Origin of the sequence: Paraburkholderia sp. BL6669N2 (genome assembly GCF_003387275.1) — a bacterium.
In the GTDB taxonomy this organism is placed as follows: Bacteria; Pseudomonadota; Gammaproteobacteria; order Burkholderiales; family Burkholderiaceae; genus Paraburkholderia.
This window is the reverse complement of the sequence record NZ_QUNA01000001.1, coordinates 792,923-810,295: the sequence shown is the minus strand read 5'-3', so window position 1 is coordinate 810,295 and position 17,373 is coordinate 792,923. Positions and strand designations below refer to the sequence as shown.

The window sequence follows — 17,373 nt, the reverse complement described above, 5'->3', positions numbered from 1 at the left end:
TTGCAAGCGCCGGCCCTGCGGGTCGCTATATGCTGCGCGCGGGCGGCCCGATCAGCGAGAGAAGTGGACTGCGAGATCGGCTGCGTGGCTATAGCCGGCGGGCAGTCTCGATGCACCGGTGGACGCCATGGCCAGTACTTCGACGATCCCCTTCGTCGAAGTACTGACCGGCAGCGTGCCCACCTCCGCGACCTTGGCCCAGGTACAACGCGTAATTTCGTTGCTGGGCACGGGCTGGTCGCCGTCGGCAAGCGTCGCTACAAATACGTGGTGGCACGTGTGAATGCCGGTGAAGCCGAATAGATAGCGCATGTCCCTCGCATGAAGGCGCGTTTCCTCCATCAATTCGCGCATTGCGGTTTCACGCAGATCTTCCCCTGTCTCGGGCTTGCCGCCGGGCAGCGACCAACGCGTGCCTTCCCGGCTGACCAGGAGGATTCGCCTGCCAAGCTGGCAGACAACAGTCGCTCGTTGCTTCACAGTGTCTCTCATGTTTTTGTGCCGCGTTGCGTCGAGCATTTCGCATGCCTGGCTCGGGCGATGCGGGCCACACAGCGGGCACTATCGTCGGGACGGCGGCAGAATCTGCGCGCAATGCCGCCCGTCCGGCCATGGACGGTGCGATCATCGATCGTCGTTTTAAAGTGTGACAATATTGTGGCGCCTTCGATCGAAGGCCGATGAACTCACGCGATGTCGGTTGTGATCCGGTCGCGCGCGCTGCTATCCGCGAGGCTTTCCAACGCCTGGCTCCCGTCCGTGCGAGCGGCGTCCTCGACCGCGAAGGTTGTTTCGCTGAAGGCGATCAGTTTGAATCCGCTTCCCTTCGCGCGCGGAACCGTAATGCCCCAATGCCAGCCTCCGGCTTGCTCGAAGACATGCAATACGGGGACGGTTGGAGTGTGTGAAGACTGAGAAGTCGTCATGGCGCATTCTCCCGTCATATTGCGACCATGGGTGCACGATTGCAGTTGCCCCACCCTCAGTCTACAGGTATTTGCTGCACTGCAATATGCCGACCGTGGTAAAAACGTCGAATCGTGAAGCGTCATAATTTTGAAAAGATTCGCCGCTCGCCGAGATATGCGAACATGAATTGACGAATTATTGATCCGACATGATCTACGGGGGCTCCATGAGTAGCGATTCGCTCATTTGGGCAGCGGTGCCGCACAATAGTGACGGCGTTGTCTTTCAGATTCGCATCGTCCACGGACTTCAACGTTTCCATGTATCGCGCCGCGCGCTCGAAGATGTGTTCGACCTCGAACCCCACGCTTCGGACGCGAAACAACTGCAGCATTTCTATTCGCATCTGACGCGCATCCTGGCCCGAGCCAGCGAGAAGCGTTCGGTCTGCGGTTCCAATACGGTTGCACTTCAGGCAGCCGACTTCAGGCCGACGAGCAGAGAGCCGTTCGCACCGAGTCGACATGCAATGGCATGAAGCGCGGCGTTAGCCGCGCCACTGCCGAAACTGCGTCTACAGCCAGCGCCAGATGCCCGCGGCCCAGCCGGTGAGCGGGATATGAGCCCAGGTCGCCGCGAGCCAGACGACCAGGCCGCCCAGCAGCGCATGCATGCCGAACCCGCCCAGCCGCGCGCGGCCGGCGGCGATCGCCGCGAACGGCAGGTAGCTGGTCTGCGATTCCCATGCGCGCCAGAGTTCCGGTTGGAGCCGCTCCTTCTTCCGGTCCTGCAGCGCAGCGCCGACCAGCGCGAGAACCACCATGGCCACTGCAAGGATGACGTTCTTGGCCACCGGAAACACGGCGATATGGCACAGCCCCCACAGTGCGATCGACCACATCATCGGGTGGCGCGTTACCGCGAACACGCCGCGCGCGGCGTCGGGAAACGAACCGGGCCGGCCGCCGGTGGGCAGCGCCGGATTGCGTATCAGGGAACCCATCAGCAGGATCGACGCGATCAGCATGCCCACGGTCGCAATCGCCCAGAGCGCGTCTCCTACCGGCCATAGCGGCGCGGAGAGAGGCGCCTTGATGTAAGCCACGATCAGCCAGCCGAGCGTCACGAACGCGACCAGCGAATAGACACCCAGGAACGGCGTTTCGCCGATCGCGCCGACCAACGGCCTGCGCAATGGATGAGACAGGAGAAAGTGACTGCCCAGAAAGGCGATTGCCGCTGCCGCGACTGCGCTGATGCTTCCCATTGACACGGCTCCTCAAGTCGTCGTTGACCGCGGCGCCGTCATGGTCGACGGCGCGGTGCATGGGCTCCCGACCTTGAAACAGGGCTTCGCCCGTCCGTCACTCTCGCACACTCCAGCATTGCGCCGCGCAAAAACAAACGGTGCGGCTCCGATACATACATCGGAACTCGCACCGTAACCTGGCAGTTTATCTTCACCCGATGGGGCCGCGTTCCGTCAGGGTAGCAACCTTGACGGAAGCGCGCCGCCCGTTCAGGCGAGGTCGAAGCGATCGAGGTTCATCACCTTGACCCATGCGGCGACAAAGTCGCGGACGAATTTCTCCTTGCCGTCCTCGCTGGCATAGACCTCGGACAGCGCCCGCAACTGGGCATGCGAACCGAACACCAGATCGACGCGGCTACCGGTCCACTTCACCGCGCCGGTTTTGGCGTCACGTCCCTCGAAGACGGTGCGCGCCGGCGAGACCGGTTTCCATTCCGTGCCCATGTCGAGCAGGTTGCGGAAGAAGTCGTTGGTCAGCGTTTCCGGCTTGTCGGTGAAGGTGCCTTGCGGATTCTGGCCGGTCCCGACGTTCAGCGCGCGCAAGCCGCCGATCAGCACCGTCATTTCGGGCGCGGTCAGCGTCAACAATTGCGCTTTATCGATCAGCAATGCCTCGGCCGGGACCTTGATATTCTCCTTCACATAATTGCGGAAACCATCGGCGACGGGTTCGAGCGCGCCGACGGATTCCACGTCGGTCTGGTCTTGCGAGGCGTCCATGCGCCCCGGCGCAAACGGCACCGTCACCGGATGGCCGGCGTTCTTTGCCGCCTGCTCGATGCCGGCATTGCCGGCCAGCACGATCAGATCGGCGAGCGACACCTTCTTGCCGCCGGACTGCGCGCCGTTGAACTCGCTCTGGATGCCTTCCAGCGTCTTAAGTACCTTGGCCAACTGCTCGGGCTGGTTGACGGCCCAGTCTTTCTGCGGGGCGAGGCGAATACGCGCACCATTCGCGCCACCGCGCTTGTCCGAGCCGCGGAACGTGGACGCCGACGCCCACGCCGTCGACACCAGTTGCGACACCGGGAGCCCCGACGCGAGAATCTTCTGCTTGAGCGAGGCGATGTCCTGTTCGTCGACCAGCGGATGGTCCACTGCCGGGATCGGATCCTGCCAGATCAGTTCTTCCGCGGGCACTTCCGGTCCGAGATAACGGGCGCGCGGTCCCATGTCGCGGTGCGTCAGTTTGAACCATGCGCGGGCGAAGGCATCGGCGAGCTGGTCAGGATTTTCCAGGAAGCGCCGCGAAATCTTCTCGTAGGCCGGGTCGAGGCGCAGCGCGAGGTCGGTGGTGAGCATCGTCGGCCGCTGCTTCTTCGAGGGATCGTGAGCATGCGGGATTGTCTCGTCGGCACCCTTGGCAACCCACTGGTTGGCGCCGGCCGGGCTCTTGGTCAGCTCCCACTCGTACTTGAACAGGTTCTCGAAGAAGTTGTTGCTCCACTTCGTCGGCGTGGTGGTCCAGGTGACTTCCAGCCCGCTGGTGATCGTGTCGGCGCCCTTGCCGGAACCGTAACTGTTCTTCCAGCCAAGCCCCTGGTTCTCGAGATCCGCGCTCTCCGGTTCGGGACCGACGTTGTCGGCCGGACCGGCGCCGTGCGTCTTGCCGAAGGTGTGGCCGCCGGCGATCAGCGCGACGGTTTCCTCGTCGTTCATGGCCATGCGGCCAAAGGTTTCGCGGATGTCGTGCGCGGCGGCAAGCGGATCCGGATTGCCGTCCGGGCCTTCCGGGTTCACGTAGATCAGGCCCATTTGCACGGCGCCCAGCGGATTTTCCAGGTTGCGGCCGTTGTCGTCGCGGCTGACTTCTTCGCCGTGCTTTTCGACGTCGGCGACGATCACGCCACCGTCGTCTTCATTGCCCGCGGCACCCTTGCCATAGCGGACGTCGCCGCCCAGCCAGGTCTTTTCGTTGCCCCAGTAGACGTCCTGATCCGGCTCCCACGTGTCCGGGCGACCGCCGCCGAAGCCGAAGGTCTTGAAGCCCATGGTTTCAAGCGCGACGTTGCCGGTCAGGATCAGCAGATCGGCCCAGGAAATCTTCTGACCGTACTTTTGCTTGATCGGCCAGAGCAGGCGGCGCGCCTTGTCGAGGCTGACGTTGTCCGGCCAGCTGTTGAGCGGCGCGAAACGCTGCTGGCCGCGACCGGCGCCACCGCGGCCGTCGCCGATGCGGTACGTGCCGGCACTGTGCCAGGCCATGCGGATGAAGAGCGGACCGTAGTGGCCGAAGTCGGCCGGCCACCAGTCCTGCGAATCGGTCATTAGCGCGGCGAGGTCCTTCTTTACCGCGGCCAGATCGAGGCTTTTGAAAGCCTCGGCGTAATTGAAGCTTTCGTCCAGCGGGTCCGACTTGCTGGAGTGCTGGCTCAGCAGGTCCAGCCGCAGTTGTTTGGGCCACCAGTCACGGTTCGTCGTGCCGCCGCCGGCGGCATGGTTGAACGGGCACTTTGCTTCGCTTGACATGCGCTATCTCCTTGTGAGGACGTACCCACTGTTTGTTCTGTCGCGGCGTCTGTCTCCTGTGGCGCATTGCACGATCCCGCGCCGACAAGCAGCCGGAACATTACCCGGTGGGCTCTCGTGAGTGTACTGGGTGTACCGCTGCGATTACATGACGCATAGGGTCTCCATCCGTTGCGCATGTCATCGCATGCTTTGGACGAGGATAGTTCGCGTCGCCGTGCCTGCTGCTGCTGCTGCTGCTGCTGCTGCTGCAAATCAAAATATAGGTGAGACTCACCACCAATAGAATGAGATTAAGGCAATGCCGGCGATAGTACACGCCTATGAAATACGGCGTGCTTTCGGTGCCATAGCGCGTGCTGTCCGGCCCCATCGGTTGGGGCGGACAAAGCGGGCGGCATCACGATGGAGGGGAAGGGGTTAGGGGGCGGACAGAGCAGGTCCGCCACCAGGCATCGAAGGCGGCGCTTAGCCGTTCAGTGCGGCGACGAGACGGGTCAGGCGGGCAACGCGATAGCTGAACAGCGGCGCGTGCGGACAGTTTTTCAGATGTTCGACGCGATCGCGCCAGTAGGTGGGCGGGAACGGTTCTCGTGACGCGCTGGCAATGACGCGTTCCAGATGAACCAGCTCGCGCTCGAAAATGTGGTGGTGCATTGTTTGAATCCCCGTGAATGGCTAGTGTGGTCCGCTCACGCCGTCGCTAACAATCTGACGGCGCGTAGGGTTGCAAAAAGCAGATTCTGGTTGGGCGAATGCGCCGTGCGTGACGCGGCCCGATAAGAAGAGCAAGCCGCCGCTGCTTGTTCCCGCAAAGGAAGGCAACGACGGCCGCACCCCGTGGCGTCTCGCCTGGTGCATAGCCAGACGGAGTCCGCCATTTCGCGGTGACGCATCGCAACGATCCTCTCTATGGAAGCATTCGGTCGCGATGCGTCGACACACGACATTCACAGCTACAACAACAGCACAGCCCTCTCTCGGTCTGTTGCCAACGACACGGCGTCGTTGGACTCGATCGGCGCGGCAACCAGTTCGGATCACTAACCGACCGGCCTCGGTAAAAACAGAAGGGCCAAGGTTCGGCTACGTCGGCGATTCAGCGGCAATCCGCATGTCACCGGACGTCGGTGAGTCGAACGCTTTGCAGCGCGTGATCTGGTTGGTCTCTCAGGGTCCCCCGACTTGTCTGACGGATTTGCTGCATGTTCCGCAAGCCGCCCGTCCAGGTTGCAGTTTCAGGCGGCTCGTCGTCCCACCACTTAAGCAATGACCGTGCCAAGCGCCTATCCGGCGCCAGGCGGCAGCGCAGGTAAGTTTCAGACGCGCAATTGGTCAGTCTCGTCCATGAACGACATCAAGATTGGACGATATCGTCCATTTGGCCGTATTGCGCATGACGCGCGGGCGCTTTCGTCCAGGCGGGGCCGAAAGCGATGGGAGCGAGGGGGCAGGGAGGGGAATGCGGGAGAATCCGGAGCGGCAAGCATTCCGCTCCGGATGGTTACGACGATAAAAGCGCGCGGCTTACGACTGCAGACTGACCTTGCTGTAAGTCAACCGGCTGGGACGTACCTTCATGCGCACCAGCGACACGAGGAAGCTGAAGCCGGCCTGATTCGGATCGATCACCGGCACATACGCGCCGAGCGCCTCGGTAAGCAGCGTGGACACGCGGCTCGCGACGTCCACGAAACCCGTGCAGCCGAGCAGAATGGCTTGCGCGCCGTCGTCCTTGATCGCCTTCAGTGCCGCCTCGAAGGTGCGAACGACCACCACGTCGATGTTGTCGAGCTGCGAGACCGGGCAATCAATCGCGTGGATCGACGCGAAGTTGTCCTGGATGCCGTAGGTCTGCGGATGACCGCGCTGCATCGCCAGCGTGCTTTGCAGGATCGTGATGATCGAGAAGCGCTGGCTGAGCGCGAGCGCGGTGAAGGCCGCGGCGGGAAAGCCGCCGATGATCGGAATATCGATCACTTCGCGCGCGGCCTCGACGCCGCACATGTCGAAGTCGGTCAGCCAGATGCCGTCGAAGCCGTCGTTGGCGATCGCCTGCGCGAGTTCGACCACCGGCATGCCGTTCTGCAGCCAGTTCGTACGGTTCTCGATATCGGGATGTCCGGTGGCGATATTACGGATCTCGACCTGCACGTCCGACGGCAAGACCGGCGCGATGGCCTTCATGATGCGGCCGTTGTACGCCGACGTGGCGACGGGCACGAGCACGCAGATGCGGATAGGTGAGTTCGACGGCACGCTCAAGATGCGTCCCCCTTGCGTGCGGTGTGGAGCGTTTCGAGCGGCACATACGGCCCGAGATAGCCGAGCGTGTTCAGCAACTGCATGAAGCTGTCGAGAATCAGGCCGGGTTTGCGCAACTCGGCTTCGGCACGCCAGGCGATCAGCGTCATCGGGCGCTTGCCGATCGCCGGGTTCAACGAACCGTCTTGCTGAAGCAGATCGCCGTTGCTGAAGATCGCCTGACCTTCGCCGCCGACGAAATACGCCACGCTGTCCGGCGACAACACGATCGGCTGCGGATTGGCGCTGTCCCACGCGAGCAGCGACTCGTTCTGATACAGCACCGTATAGCTCCGCTGGCCGGCCTGAATATGCACCTTGCCGACGTCGAAGCCGCCGCTCGTATCGACCTCGGCCGAAACGAGTTCGCCGGGCTCCGAGATGGCGCGCGCGGCGAGTCCGCAATGCTCGGCGAGATAGCCGATCATCTGCTGGGCGCTGCCGACGCGGCCGGCCTGCAACGCGCGTCCGAGTTCCAGCGCGCGCGTCAAGGTGCCATGAATCGGCGTGGCGCGGCGGATGTCGGCCGGCTTCATCACCCACATCGCGAGGCCGCCGAACTGGCCGAACTCGGGATCGGCGACGACCGGGCGCATCATCTGCTCGACGATCGCCGAGACGTCGCGCTGATGCGTCGGGCCGCCCTGGTTGCTGTTGCGCGGCGTCACGTCGAGTTCGACGCACAGGCCGCCCTGGCTCACGAGAAACGCCGGTCGCGGATCGATCTCGGCGGCCGCGAAGGTGAGCATCGGCAGCGAGGGCACGGCGCGGCCGGCGCCGTCGGCGTCGATCACCGCGAGGCCGAGTTTGGCCGCCACCAGCGCCGCCACGGTGAAGCCCAGCGCGCCGCTTTCCGGCGGCATCACGTAGGCGAGCTTCGTCGATTGCGAGGCGAGCCGGGCCTGGACGTTTTGCACGGCCGTCACGGGGCCGAGCGGATACGTCGCGGAGTTGATCGCTTCAGGCGCGCCGAGGTAGGCGACCATGACCGCCGCGCCTTCGGTGGCCTCGTCGACCGACACGACCTTGACCGTGTCGGTGGGGTAATAGTCGCCGGTCACGAAATGCTCGGCGAGATGCCGCGCTGATTCGATCGTGCCACCGCCGCCGCTGCCGAAGAACGCTGCTCCCAATAGCAGCGGTTCCAGATCTTCCCGGCGTAGTTCATATGCCATTTGCGATTCCTTTACTGTCGAGGTTGAGAGAAGCGTCCAGTTGAAGTTCGGCAAGCAGAGTCGCGGCGTTGGTGACGCGACTGGTCGGATCCGTGGTCAGCGAGCGCAAGCCGCGCTCGAGTGTGTCGATGGCTTCGGCGCTGCGGCCGGTGGAGCGCAGCAGATCGGCGAGATAGCGCGCGGCGTCCACGCGCGCGGGCACCGAACCGAACGCGAGCGCGGTGGACAGCGCAGTGCGCAGACCGAGTTCGGCGGCGTTCACGTCACCGAGCGCCCACTGCGCGCGCGCCCGGGTCACCAGCAGTTCGCCCAGATAGACGCGCTCCTGGCGGGCGAGAGTCTCGTCGATCGCGGTGGCGAGAATCGCCTCGCAGGTCTTCGCACGGCCGGCGCGCAGCAGCAGTTCACCGTGCTGCCACGTCTTGAAGGAATAGAACAGCGCACCGCCGTTGCACACGACGTGGTTGTCGTAGCCGTCGAGCATCACGGTCTCCGCTTCGTCGGAATGGCCGAGCGCACTGAGGTGGCAGGCGCGCAGCACCTGGCCGACGCCGCGATAAAACGCGAAGCCGTTCGCGATCGATACCGATTCGAGTTCGCTCGCGAGATGGCCGAGCCGGTCCACGTCGTCGAACAGGCAGGCGAGCCACGCGGCGCCCTGCAGGTTGACGGCATGCGCGAGCGCGTGCGCGCCCGGTTCGGACGCGCGCAGGATCAACATCTCCATGGCGCGCCGCGCCTGGCCGAATGCGCCGATCTGATACGCGGCCAGTCCTTCGAAAGTCAACGCGAGGCTGGCGAGATCGATCCCTTGCGAGCCGGTACGGGTGTCGTTGCGCCCCACGCCGAGCAGGTTGCCGCGCGCGAGACAGGCCAGCGCTTCCTCGCTGTCGCCGAGCCAGAAGAGGGTGTTGGTCATCGCGACGTGGGCTTCGTCGAGCGAAACCCGGTCGCCGCCGTTCTGCGCGCGCTCCAGCATGTTCTGCGCGGTGCCGCGCGCCTGCTTCAGCTGAAGCGTCGTCAGCTGGGTGGTCCAGATGCCGAACTGGATCGCGGCGATCTCGGCGGGCTCGCAGACGCCTTCACCGACCGTCAACGCGGCGGCGTAGCAGGCGGTGGCCTCCGCATAGAGCCAGCCGTGCACGCTGCGCAAGCTCATGCCGAGCAAGCGGTAGGCGTCGAACTGCAAACGGCGCACGGCCTCCTGTTCGTGAGGCGTCTGCAGCAGGTCGAGGCAACGGCGCAGCAGTGGGATCGCTTCCGCGAACTTCGACTCCTCGATCAGCGCGCTCGCGTGTTCGAGACACTTGCGCGCTTCCCGGTGATGTTCCTCGCGCGACTTCAAACGCCGCTCGATGGTCTTGCGCCCGACGCCGAGCAGGGTGGCGGCCGCGCTTTTGTTGCCGCTGGTCCGCTCGAGCGCGCGGTCGATCAGAAGGTCTTCGGCGGCGGCGAGCTTGTCGCGGCCGTCGAGTTGCAACAGCATGTCGGCGAGACTCGCGCGCGACACCGGCCCGCTGGTTTCATTGGCGAGAAACGGCTCGAGCGAGTCGACATCGATCAGCGTGTTTTCGGCGAGCACGCTCAACTGGCTGATCAGGTTGCGCAATTGCCGGATATGGCCCGGCCACGAATGCTGGCAAAGCCGCCGGACGGCAGCCGGCGAGAACTCGAGACGGCGCGTGTGCTGCGCTGCGAAGTGAGTGACCAGCGCGGGGATGTCCTCGATGCGCTGCTCGAGTCCGGGGACCGCGAGCACGAACACCGCGAGCCGGTAGAACAGGTCCTCGCGAAACAGCCCTTCGCGCGCGAGTTCGCGCAGGTCGCGATGGGTCGCGGCGACGACGCGCCCCGCGAAATGCAAACTGGTGGATGAGCCGATCGGACGGAAGGTCCGCGTTTCAAGCACGCGTAACAGTTTCGGTTGCAGCGCGAGTGGCAGTTCGCCGATCTCATCGAGCAGCAGCGTGCCCTTGCCGACCTGCTGAAAAAGTCCCGGCCGGTTTTCGGCCGCGCCGGTGAACGCGCCTTTCACATGCCCGAACAGTTCGGCTTCGACGAGGTTCTCGGGAATCGCGCCACAGTTGACGTCGACAAACGGTTGATCCTGGCGCTGGCTGTGCGCATGCACCCGGCGCGCGACCAGTTCCTTGCCCGAACCCGTCGGGCCGAAAATGAGCAAAGGGTGATCGGTCGGGGCAACCCGATCGATCATCCGGACCAGTTGGCGAAACGCCGGGGCGCCGCCCACGAAGGCGCCCGAATCAGCCTTGTCGTGGGCGAACGGAACGACAGGGGTGTAACTCATTGCAAAGGACGCTCCACTTGAACCGCGTGTGGCGCTACGCGGAAATTGCCGTCGAGACGACGGAGCGGACGGTCATGCTTCGAGCGCGTTGCCGGTGAAGTCTTCCGGATGCGTTGTCGGGACCGTCCGCTGCAAGAAGAGACAGAGTATGACGGCTTGTCGCCGATCTTGCCCTTTGCCAAATTAATCGTCGCGACGGCGCATTGGCGGAGTTGATCGCAATGTGTTGCGCGCCGTGCAGCGCTGTCCGGGTGGAGGGAAATGAAAGCTTGCGGCGCTGCCGCGCGTTCGGCGGCAGGGGGAGTAGATGGCGTATAAGGGCAAGGCACGAATGGGTATCTTGGGGACGGCAAAAACGCGCCTGGCGGTTGCCGATGCGTTACCCGGATAACGGCTTCCCCGTCATGCTTCTTGAATCAAAGTGTTCGTGCCGCTCACGCTGCCGCGCCGCGCAGATCCTGATGGAAGGCTATGCTATATGCGCCTCGGGTACGCCAACAACCGCCTCGTGCTCGAAACAGGGCTTGCCGGAATGTCAGAATTTCTCGTGCAGCATCGAAACTGATTCACTGCGATCGGGGCGTGAGCGCATTCACTCCTCACACTTCACGTCCTGTCTTCGCACGGAGATGATCACCGGATACGTACCGTGTTCGAGTTCCACCCGCGCGACGACGGACATCGTCTCATTGTCGATATCGTCGTACACGCTGACCTTTTCATGCCGCAGGCTCGTGAGGCCGGTACAGCCGGACGCACGACCCTCGTCGGAAACCTTGCATTGAATCGGGTTGTCCGCGAGGAACCGATAGCGGTCTCTGTCCGGTGTCGCGAGATAGTCGCGAAAGCTCTGCGCCGACCCGCCAATGCCGGTGACATACCCGATCGCACACTGCAGTCTGGGTGTGTCGCTGCTCCCGGATGTCTGCGCGGTTGCAGCCGTGCTTGCGGCCGCGACGAGCGCCGCGAGGGTCGATGCGAGGAGATATTTCATGGCGCGAATCAAGCTTGTCGGGTCGAAGTGCTGGATTGTAATGGCATCTCCGCAAGCATGCTCCGCTAGACGTTGAACAGCTCGCTGCGTGCCGCGTCCAGAATCATCGCGACTGCCGGATGGCTAATCCGGCGCTCGATCGAGATCGCAAAGAATTCCTCGACGATGGAATTGATCTGCCCGACCGTCGTGAGTTTGTGCTCGGCCTGTAGCTGACTTTCGAGCACGGTGGGCGCGAACAGCAAGCCGCGGCCCTCGCGGGCAAACGCGATGGTCATCGCCCCGTCGTCGAACTCGCCGACGATGCGCGGCGAAATGGCATGAGACGCCAGCCAGTGATCGAGCTTGCGGCGCACCGCCGATTCCGTGCCGGGCAGCAGCACCGGCAACTGACCAAGCGACAGCGGGAAGCGTTTCTTGCCGCTCGCAATCAGCGCCTCCGTGCCGAAGCAACTGAGCGTGGAACGGCCGAGGCGGTGATTGAACGCCTTGATATTGACGTCAGCGGGGATCGGGGCATCCGCGATAATCAGGTCGAGGCGGTGCAGGGCCAGTTGCGCGAGCAGCGCATGCTGCTTGCCCTCGTGGCAAATCATGCGCAGCGATACGGACGCGCTCAGCGCGGGTTCCAGCAGCCGGTACGCGATCGCCTTCGGCACCGAATCCGCAATGCCGACGCGAAACCGCGTTTGCGGACCCGCTTCGTTCTCGCGCCGCACGGCGCTTTCGAGCTCCGAGCCCAGCGAGAATATTTCGTCGGCGTAATCGAGCGCCAGGCGGCCCGCGTCGGTCAGTTCGAGCGTGCGGCCGCTTTTCCTGAACAGCTTCTTATCCAGCGCTTCTTCGAGCAGTTTGATCTGGCCGCTCAGCGTTTGCGGCGAGATGTGCAACTGCTCGCCCGCTCGAACGATGCCGCCCGCATGCGCCGCAACCCAGAAGTAATGCAGATGCTTGAAGTTCACAGTCGCTCCACAGATTACAGGACACTACGATTTTCTCGAAGTATCGGTATAAAAAATACGCATTTTACGTTATCTCGCGTTCAGGTAGATTGAGGTCTCGCCCAAGGGTTCATGCGGGGCGGCTCACGATAGCTGACGGAGGTGGCAGATGGCATCGGTTGCACAGTTTCTGCGTTCAAAAACGTCCCAGACAGTCTGGTCGACCCAGGCGTCCGCTTCGGTCTACGACGCGGTCGCGATCATGGCTCACCGCCGGGTGGGCGCGCTCATCGTCGTCAACGACGGGCGCGTGGCGGGCATCGTCACCGAGCGCGATTACGCACGCAAGATCGCGCTGATGCACCGTTCGTCAAGGAATACGCCGGTGCGCGACATCATGTCGACGACCGTGCGCTATGTCGGCCCGGAGCAGACCACCGAGGAATGCATGGCCCTCATGACGGAATACCGGATCCGCTACTTGCCTGTCATTACGCAAGGGCAGGTGATCGGCATGGTGTCGATCGGCGACCTGATCAAGAACCTGATTGCAGAGCAGGAGGACACGATCCGGCAGCTGGAGCACTACATCCACGGCACCAGCGTTCAGGTCGGCCATCGTGGCTTACAAACGCACTCGCCGGCCGGTTTTGCCACCTGAAAAAATATTACTGTTCGTAATGCATTCGGCGCGACGGAAAAGAGCGCGCGAAGCGCGCAGTCCCCTGACTTATCAAAGAGGCTTTATATGTACACGCAGATCATCAATCAACTTCGACGTGCGGCCGGCGCAGTGACGCGCGGGACGGCGGCGCTCGGTCTCGCAGGGCTCCTTGCTCTCGGCGCCATGGCTTCGAACGATGCCGAAGCGAAGCGCGTGGGCGGCAGCCAAAGCATCGGCCGTCAATCGCAATCGGCGTCGCCGTCCGGGCCGGCACAACGCAGCCAGCAAGCTCAACCGGCACAGCAGAGCGCCCAGGCCCCGGCGGCCGCGGCGGGTAATCGCTGGATGGGCCCGCTCGCCGGGCTCGCGGCCGGACTCGGCATCGCGGCGTTGCTGTCATCGTTTGGCCTTGGCGAGGGACTCGCGCAATTGATGTCCAATGCATTGCTTATCGGCGCGGTGATCCTCGCGGGCGTCATGCTGTTCCGCTTTATCGCCAATCGGCGTCGTCCGGATCTCGCTTATGGACACGGCGCCGCGAACCGGCAGCAAACTGGCGGCTCGCCAATTCTGAATCAGATGGGTCAAGCGCGGCCTGAAACGAATTTCCGGGGCTGGCCGCGTGCCGCGATGGGTGCGGCCGGAGCAGCGGATACCGTGAAGGCGCCCGAGCTTTCGCCCGGTCCGGATCAGACGGCGTTTCTCGTCTCGGCAAAGGCGATGTTCATGCGGCTCCAGGGTGCATGGGACCGGAACGAGCAGGGCGATCTGTTCGAGTTGACGACGCCGGAGATGTTCGCGCGTCTCAAGCAGGATCTGGAAGCGCGCGGCCGCGAGCCGAGCCATACGGAAGTGCCGCAACTCGAAGCCGAGGTGCTCAGCACTGAAAGCAATCCGGATGGAACGCTGGTCAGCGTGCGCTTTTACGGTCAGATCCGGGAAGACGATGCACAGACCGCGCAGCAGTTCCAGGAAATCTGGAACCTGGTCAAGCAGCCGCAAGGCGATCAGGCGTGGCGGCTGGCCGGTATCCAGCAGATCGGCTGATAGCGGCAAGGTTGAGGCCGGCGCGAAGAAGCGCCGGCTTTTTGCCGCTCATGCATTCCACGTCTCGTGCCGGAGAACGGCGACGAGCGAGCCTGCGACGGGCATCATCCGGACACTCAGGTGCGGTTGCTATCGATTGCCGCGACGCAATCGATCTCGATGTCGAAGCGCCCGGGCCACGCCGGCACGTTGACGAAAATCCTCGCGGGCGGGTTCGCGCCGAAGAAACGCGCATAGATCGCATTGACGGCCGGAAACGCTTCAACCGACGTGCAATACACGTTGCATTTGAGCACCTGATCGAGCGATGAGCCCGCCGTCTCCACGCATAGCTTCAGTTGTTCCAATACGCGTTCGGTCTGCAGTTCGATCGGCGCGTCCATCACTTCGCCGGTATGAGGATCGAACGGTGGAAAGCCGGAAACGTAGAGGGTATCGCCGTGCCGGGTGACGGCGGAAGTCGGCGCATTCCAGCGTTCGAGCCAGCTCGAAAGCGGTTCGACACGAATGATTTCACGGCTCATGGTTCACTCCATGCGAAAAGGGTGATTCGATGAAGAAGACGCTAAGCGACGTCCTGAAACATACTGTTCAACCACGCGCCTGACGGCTCCTTCGGCAAGCGATCGAAGCGCCCGTCCGCCAGCGACTGAACGCTGGTCACCAGCCCGCCCCATGCCGCGCGCGCCAATGCGCCGCCCACGCTCACGCGGCGCACGCCGAGCCTCGCCAGTTCGTCGAGCGTCAACGCCGAAGGTCCGCCGATCAACAGGTTGACGGGTTTCGGGCTGACCGCGGCGAGCACCGCTTCGATCTGCTCGCGCGTCTGGATGCCCGGCGCGTACAGACAGTCGGCGCCGGCTTGCGCATAGGCTCGCAAGCGCGCCACCACGTCTTCGAGATCGGGCAGGCCGACAAAGAAATTCTCAGCACGTCCGACGAGCAGCGTATCACCGCCTGTTTCGTCGATCGCGCGTCTTGCCGCAGCGAGGCGTTCCACGGCGACTTCGAGCGGAAACAGCGGCGACTTCGGATCGCCCGTCGAGTCTTCGATCGACAGTCCGGCGATGCCGGTATCGACCGCCATCCGCACGCTATGCGCCACCTCGGCGGGATTGTCGCCGAAGCCGTTTTCGAAGTCGGCGTTGACCGGCAGATCTGTCGCCCCGACCATCTCGCGAAGGTGCGCGAGAATCGCGGCGCGCGATACGCCGTTGTCCGGCCGGCCAGCCGACCATGCGAAGCCCGAACTGGTCGTGGCAATCGCCTTGAACCCTGCCGACGCCAGATAACGCGCGCTGCCGACGTCCCACGGATTTGGCAACACGAAGCATCCGTCCTGGTGCAACGCGCGAAACGCCGCGCGTTTTTCTGCGGTAGTTGCATGGACTCGTGACATGATCGATCTCCTTGTCTGAGGACGTGGCAGCGCGCTGCCGTTACGCGACTTCGGTTTCGACGACCGGAAAATCGACCTCGGTATCGAAGGCGTTGTTGACGAAGTTCGTCAGCATGAATTGCGCGGCGAGCGCGATGATTTCGACAACGTTCGCGTCGCTGAAGCCGGCTTCGCGCACGGCGTGCAGATCGTCTTCGCTGACCTTGCCGCGTGTTTCCATCAGCGTCTTCGCGAACGCGACAGCCGCGGCGGTTTTCGGCGTATTCGATTTGCCGAGCCGATTCAGACGAATCTCGTCGTCGCCGATATGAGCCATGTTGCTCGCAACGTAGCTATGCGCCGACAGACAGTACTGGCAGCCGTTGACCTGGGATACGGCGAGGGCAATGCCGTCGCGCAGTTTTGCATCGAGCGTCTTCGCAAGCGCGCCTTGCAGGTTAGCCCAACCGTTCAGCGCATTGGGACTCAGCGCCATGATGCGAAAAAGGTTGGGCGTCATCTTCAGTTGCTTCGTCACTGCTTCGATGACCGGTTGCGAAGCGGCCGGAAGAGCGTCGGTGGCGGGGAGGGCAATACGGGTCATGGTCGTGCTCCTGTTTCTGCTAATCGGGACAAAGGTGCGTCTGCATCGGAATATCGGTGTGCGTTCTCGGCTGCATTGATGAAAATTCTAGGCGTGCAGCTCGAACGAAAAATCCTGAGAACAGACGCAAAAGTCCGCGAATGCAGGTGTCGGCGTGGCTAGCTTTGATGACGAAACCGGCGCCTTGTATCGGCGTCGACGTGCCGGTGCAAGGCGCCGGTCACGGCGCAGGAGCGTGCGAGTCTGGTGTGCAAGGTCCGCAGACGCAGCGGCAAGTCCTGACGATCAGCCGTTGGCGGCTCCGTCACGGTATTCCGCGGGGCCGGTATCGAACACCTCGCGAAACGCGCGCGCGAACGCGCCGCGGCTCGCATAACCCGCATGGCGCGCCACCTGATCCAGCGACAGGTCGCCGGCCCGCAACTGCGCCGCCGCCTGGCGCATGCGGATGTCGCGCAGCACCTGCATCGGCGATTGGCCTAGCGCCGCGGAAAAGCGCGCCATGAACGCCGAGCGGCTGAGAATCGCCGCTTCCGCGAGACTGGCGACGGTGTGCGGCGCGCCCGGGCGGGCCACCATGTCGGCGAAGGCCCGGGCGATTTGCGGATCGCCGAGCAGCGCGAATCGCTCTATCCAGAGCGCGCTGGATTTCAACGACCGACGCACGAGCGCGACGATCACCTGCTTGAGCAGCGCGCCCGACATCGCGCCGGCGCCGATCTCCTGCGCGACGAGTTCGTCGAACGCCGTGCGCAGATAGACGTCGAGCCGGTCGGAAGCTTCGAACTGCTCCACGATCGGCGTCGAGAGGGTCGCGAACAGATTGATCGACGCGCCGAAAGACGCCTTGAAATAGCCGCAGATCATGACGGTCATCGGTTCGACATTGCCCGCGCGGAAACGGCTGATCGAATCGACGACCTGTTTGTGCTCGCGCCCCGGCACGACAATCGGTGCGATACCCGCCTGTTTTGTCGGTACCTCGAGCTTCAGTGAGTGACCCGGCGGCACGATCAGCAGCGTATGAGGTATGAGCGGCACGGTTCCGGCGCCGGCGATGTGCAGCCGCCCTTCGCCCGACAGGATGTAGTGGATGCCGGGCGCGTCGTGGCCATCCAGTTCCAGCATGAAGCCCTGACTAACGACGCACTCCGAGAGCCCGAGTACCTGAATGTCGAGCAGGGTGATCAACTCGTTCAGATTGTCGGGTGATAGACGTGGCGGCGAAATTGCTTGCGAAACAGGCATAAGGCATCCGCGGGAAGTAG

General features: G+C 63.4%; 17 protein-coding genes. 3 read left to right on the top strand and 14 right to left on the bottom strand.

Annotated features, from left to right (window positions below):
- Window positions 1-51: 51 nt before the first annotated feature.
- Window positions 52-519, bottom strand: a complete 468-nt coding sequence (locus tag B0G80_RS03615; RefSeq protein WP_258878799.1) for an NUDIX hydrolase — start codon at window positions 517-519, stop codon at window positions 52-54.
- A gap of 167 nt (window positions 520-686) precedes the next feature.
- Window positions 687-926, bottom strand: a complete 240-nt coding sequence (locus tag B0G80_RS03610; RefSeq protein WP_116117015.1) for a hypothetical protein — start codon at window positions 924-926, stop codon at window positions 687-689.
- Between the two features lie 209 nt (window positions 927-1,135).
- Between B0G80_RS03610 and B0G80_RS03605 the strand changes: the two genes are divergently transcribed.
- Entirely contained in the window at window positions 1,136-1,447 is a 312-nt protein-coding gene (locus B0G80_RS03605) for a hypothetical protein (RefSeq protein ID WP_116119499.1), read from the top strand.
- 36 nt (window positions 1,448-1,483) lie between these two features.
- On the opposite strand, the gene B0G80_RS03600 is transcribed toward B0G80_RS03605, so the two are convergent.
- From B0G80_RS03600 to nhaR, 8 genes are all read right to left on the bottom strand, one after another.
- A complete protein-coding gene (locus B0G80_RS03600; RefSeq protein ID WP_116117014.1) occupies window positions 1,484-2,176 on the bottom strand; it encodes an NnrU family protein in 693 nt (230 codons plus the stop codon).
- A gap of 252 nt (window positions 2,177-2,428) precedes the next feature.
- Window positions 2,429-4,690, bottom strand: a complete 2,262-nt coding sequence (gene katG, locus B0G80_RS03595) for a catalase/peroxidase HPI (RefSeq protein WP_116117013.1) — start codon at window positions 4,688-4,690, stop codon at window positions 2,429-2,431.
- Window positions 4,691-5,158: 468 nt separating this feature from the next.
- On the bottom strand, window positions 5,159-5,347 hold the full coding sequence (locus B0G80_RS03590; protein ID WP_106281306.1) for a hypothetical protein: 189 nt from the start codon (window positions 5,345-5,347) through the stop codon (window positions 5,159-5,161).
- Between the two features lie 870 nt (window positions 5,348-6,217).
- A complete protein-coding gene (locus B0G80_RS03585; protein WP_116117012.1) occupies window positions 6,218-6,955 on the bottom strand; it encodes an aspartate/glutamate racemase family protein in 738 nt (245 codons plus the stop codon).
- Window positions 6,952-8,169 carry a DUF917 domain-containing protein gene (locus B0G80_RS03580; protein WP_116117011.1) on the bottom strand — a complete coding sequence of 406 codons (1,218 nt, stop codon included), beginning with the start codon at window positions 8,167-8,169 and terminating at the stop codon, window positions 6,952-6,954. The genes B0G80_RS03585 and B0G80_RS03580 overlap by 4 nt, the downstream gene beginning before the upstream one ends.
- Window positions 8,159-10,477, bottom strand: a complete 2,319-nt coding sequence (locus tag B0G80_RS03575; RefSeq protein ID WP_116117010.1) for a sigma-54-dependent Fis family transcriptional regulator — start codon at window positions 10,475-10,477, stop codon at window positions 8,159-8,161. The genes B0G80_RS03580 and B0G80_RS03575 overlap by 11 nt, the downstream gene beginning before the upstream one ends.
- Before the next feature lie 592 nt (window positions 10,478-11,069).
- Window positions 11,070-11,471 carry a hypothetical protein gene (locus B0G80_RS03570; RefSeq protein ID WP_116117009.1) on the bottom strand — a complete coding sequence of 134 codons (402 nt, stop codon included), beginning with the start codon at window positions 11,469-11,471 and terminating at the stop codon, window positions 11,070-11,072.
- Window positions 11,472-11,536: 65 nt separating this feature from the next.
- Window positions 11,537-12,433, bottom strand: coding sequence for a transcriptional activator NhaR (gene nhaR / locus B0G80_RS03565; RefSeq protein WP_106281298.1), 897 nt, complete (start codon window positions 12,431-12,433; stop codon window positions 11,537-11,539).
- 148 nt (window positions 12,434-12,581) lie between these two features.
- Here nhaR and B0G80_RS03560 point away from each other — a divergent pair, with 148 nt between their 5' ends.
- On the top strand, window positions 12,582-13,073 hold the full coding sequence (locus B0G80_RS03560; RefSeq protein WP_116117008.1) for a CBS domain-containing protein: 492 nt from the start codon (window positions 12,582-12,584) through the stop codon (window positions 13,071-13,073).
- 87 nt (window positions 13,074-13,160) lie between these two features.
- On the top strand, window positions 13,161-14,123 hold the full coding sequence (locus B0G80_RS03555) for a Tim44 domain-containing protein (RefSeq protein ID WP_116117007.1): 963 nt from the start codon (window positions 13,161-13,163) through the stop codon (window positions 14,121-14,123).
- Window positions 14,124-14,239: 116 nt separating this feature from the next.
- Here B0G80_RS03555 and B0G80_RS03550 read toward each other — a convergent pair whose 3' ends face one another.
- The 4 genes from B0G80_RS03550 to B0G80_RS03535 all read right to left on the bottom strand — a co-directional run bounded on the left by B0G80_RS03550 (window position 14,240) and on the right by B0G80_RS03535 (window position 17,353).
- Window positions 14,240-14,647 carry a RidA family protein gene (locus tag B0G80_RS03550; protein ID WP_116117006.1) on the bottom strand — a complete coding sequence of 136 codons (408 nt, stop codon included), beginning with the start codon at window positions 14,645-14,647 and terminating at the stop codon, window positions 14,240-14,242.
- 41 nt (window positions 14,648-14,688) lie between these two features.
- Window positions 14,689-15,522, bottom strand: a complete 834-nt coding sequence (locus B0G80_RS03545) for an oxaloacetate decarboxylase (protein WP_116117005.1) — start codon at window positions 15,520-15,522, stop codon at window positions 14,689-14,691.
- Between the two features lie 40 nt (window positions 15,523-15,562).
- Window positions 15,563-16,105: a carboxymuconolactone decarboxylase family protein gene (locus B0G80_RS03540; RefSeq protein ID WP_116117004.1), complete on the bottom strand. Its 543-nt coding sequence runs from the start codon at window positions 16,103-16,105 to the stop codon at window positions 15,563-15,565.
- A gap of 285 nt (window positions 16,106-16,390) precedes the next feature.
- Entirely contained in the window at window positions 16,391-17,353 is a 963-nt protein-coding gene (locus tag B0G80_RS03535) for an AraC family transcriptional regulator (protein WP_116117003.1), read from the bottom strand.
- Window positions 17,354-17,373 lie beyond the last annotated feature (20 nt).